The organism is Winogradskyella costae, from assembly GCF_013403865.1.
Classification (GTDB): Bacteria; Bacteroidota; Bacteroidia; order Flavobacteriales; family Flavobacteriaceae; genus Winogradskyella; species Winogradskyella costae.
In genome coordinates this window covers 1-2,319 of the sequence record NZ_JABFDK010000025.1, presented here as the reverse complement: position 1 = coordinate 2,319, position 2,319 = coordinate 1, and the positions used below count along the sequence as shown (strand labels likewise).

Here is a 2,319-nt window from a genome sequence, read left to right as displayed (position 1 = left end):
GGCTTTTCTATTCCGTTATTATTTGCTAAATTACGTGCAAACAACACGCAACAAACCATATACTAGACCGTTGGCAAACATTTAAGAAACAGCAGAAATGGGATTAGATTCAGTAGAATTAATAATGTCGATAGAAGACAAATTTGGGATTGCAATTCCAGATGCTGAATGCGAACAAATCGCAACAGTTCAACAAATGGCGGATTCTGTATTTGAAAAAATCAAGCTAAATCCGAATGAAAAGTGTTTATCACAAATAGTCTTTTACCGAATTAGAAAAGCGTTTGAACAGTTTGGAAATGAAAAGCGGAATATTACGCCAAATACTAAAATGTCGGATTTATTAAGCGAAACGGATTTAAAAAATGACTGGACTCGATTGGGAATAAGAATTGGACTAAAAATCCCTGATTTAGTTGATTTAGATTTAGACAAGACTTTGAATAAGGAAGTTCGCTTTTTAGGATTTAAAGTTTTTGACCGAACTGAACCTGTTGCCGAAAATACGTTGAGAAAATTTACTGATTGGATAGTTTCAATGAATTATGACGAATTAATTTCATTAGACAATATTTCAAGCAAATATGAAATTGAACGAATTATTTGCGGAATTACAGAAGATAGAATTGGAGTTCCAGTAAGTGAAATTGAATTACATCATTCCTTTACAAACGATTTAGGAATTGATTAAATAAAAAAAACGATTTACCAACACCGTATATAAAAAATTGCTGGTGTTGTGCTAAAACAAAGGTCGTTGCACGTTTGCTACGTCTGAATTTCCTTCGGAAATTCCTCGCACGCAAACCCGCAACTTTCCATATACAAACACGTTATGTGTTATTTAAACTCAACCATACAAATATTAACAAATCAAAATAATAATGAAAAAACGAATTTTATTTCTATTGACAACAATTTTAACTCTTAATTGTTATTCACAAATTTCTTTTGAAAAAGGATATTATATTAATAATGCGAATCAAAAAATTAATTGTCTAATAAAAAATATTGATTGGAAAAATAATCCAACTGAATTTGAATATAAACTATCCGAAAATAGTGAATCTAAAAAAACAACTATAAAAACAATTAAAGAATTTGGTATTGATAATATTTCAAAATATGTAAGAAGTACTGTAAATATTGACAGGTCTAGCAAGAACATTAATAATTTAAGCAACGATAAAAATCCTATATTTAAAGAAGAAGAACTTTTTTTAAAAGTATTAGTTGAAGGTAAGGCTAACTTGTATCAATACGTTGATAATAACTTAAAAAGATATTTTTACAATAAAAAAAACTCTAATATTGAACAATTAATCTTTAAAAGTTATAAAGTTACTGAGAATAATTTTGGCAGAAATAATAGATTTAGACAACAGTTATTTGTTGATTTGAAATGTCCGAATTTCAAAAAAAGTAAAATTGGAAATGTAGAATATAAGAAAAATAGTTTAGTGCGGTTTTTTACTGAATACAGCAAATGCCATAATAACGAATTAATTAATTTCGAACCAGAACAAAAAAGAGATTTATTTAATTTAACAATCAGACCTCGTATAAATAGTTCTTCATTAACAATACAAAACTCTGTTTCTAATTCTAGAAATACTGAATTTGAAAATAAAAGAGGGTTTGGGTTTGGATTAGAGGCTGAGTTTATTTTACCTTTTAACAAAAACAAATGGGCTATTGCAATTGAGCCAACATTTCAAAGTTTCACGTCAGAAAAAACAACTAATGTAAATAATGTTTCTGGAGGAGAGTTAATAGCAAATGTTGATTACAGTTCCATTGAAATCCCTGTAAGTTTAAGACATTATTTCTTTCTAAATAATAATTCGAAAATTTTTATAAATGCTTCTTACATCTTTGATTTAAGTTCAAATTCAACAATTGAATTTAGTAGAAATGATGGCTCAAATTTAAATTCATTAGATATTAAAACTCGACAGAATTTAGGTTTTGGAGTAGGTTACAAACAAAATGATAAGTATAGTTTAGAGGTGAGATATCAAACAGATAGAGAAGTTTTATCAGAATATAGTTTTTGGAGTTCAGAATATAAAACATTATCAATAATATTTGGATATTCATTATTCTAAAAAAACAACACATAACACCATATATAATTTATTGCTGGCTTCTCGCCTACTTACGAAAATCCTCGCGGATTTTCTATTAGGTTTTTTATTTGCTAAATTAGGTGCTTAAACCACGCAACAAACCATATACAATAACGTTGGCATTCATTGAGCAGACGAACTAAAAATTAAACTATAATGAAACTATTTAGCATTTTAAAAGGATTTGGAT

At 27.9% G+C, this 2,319-nt stretch carries 2 protein-coding genes; both read left to right on the top strand.

Going from position 1 to position 2,319, the window contains the following annotated elements:
* The first annotated feature begins 97 nt into the window (after positions 1-97).
* Positions 98-691: an acyl carrier protein gene (locus tag HM986_RS17485; RefSeq protein ID WP_179336332.1), complete on the top strand. Its 594-nt coding sequence runs from the start codon at positions 98-100 to the stop codon at positions 689-691.
* Positions 692-884: 193 nt separating this feature from the next.
* Positions 885-2,108, top strand: a complete 1,224-nt coding sequence (locus HM986_RS17480) for an autotransporter outer membrane beta-barrel domain-containing protein (RefSeq protein ID WP_179336331.1) — start codon at positions 885-887, stop codon at positions 2,106-2,108.
* Positions 2,109-2,319 lie beyond the last annotated feature (211 nt).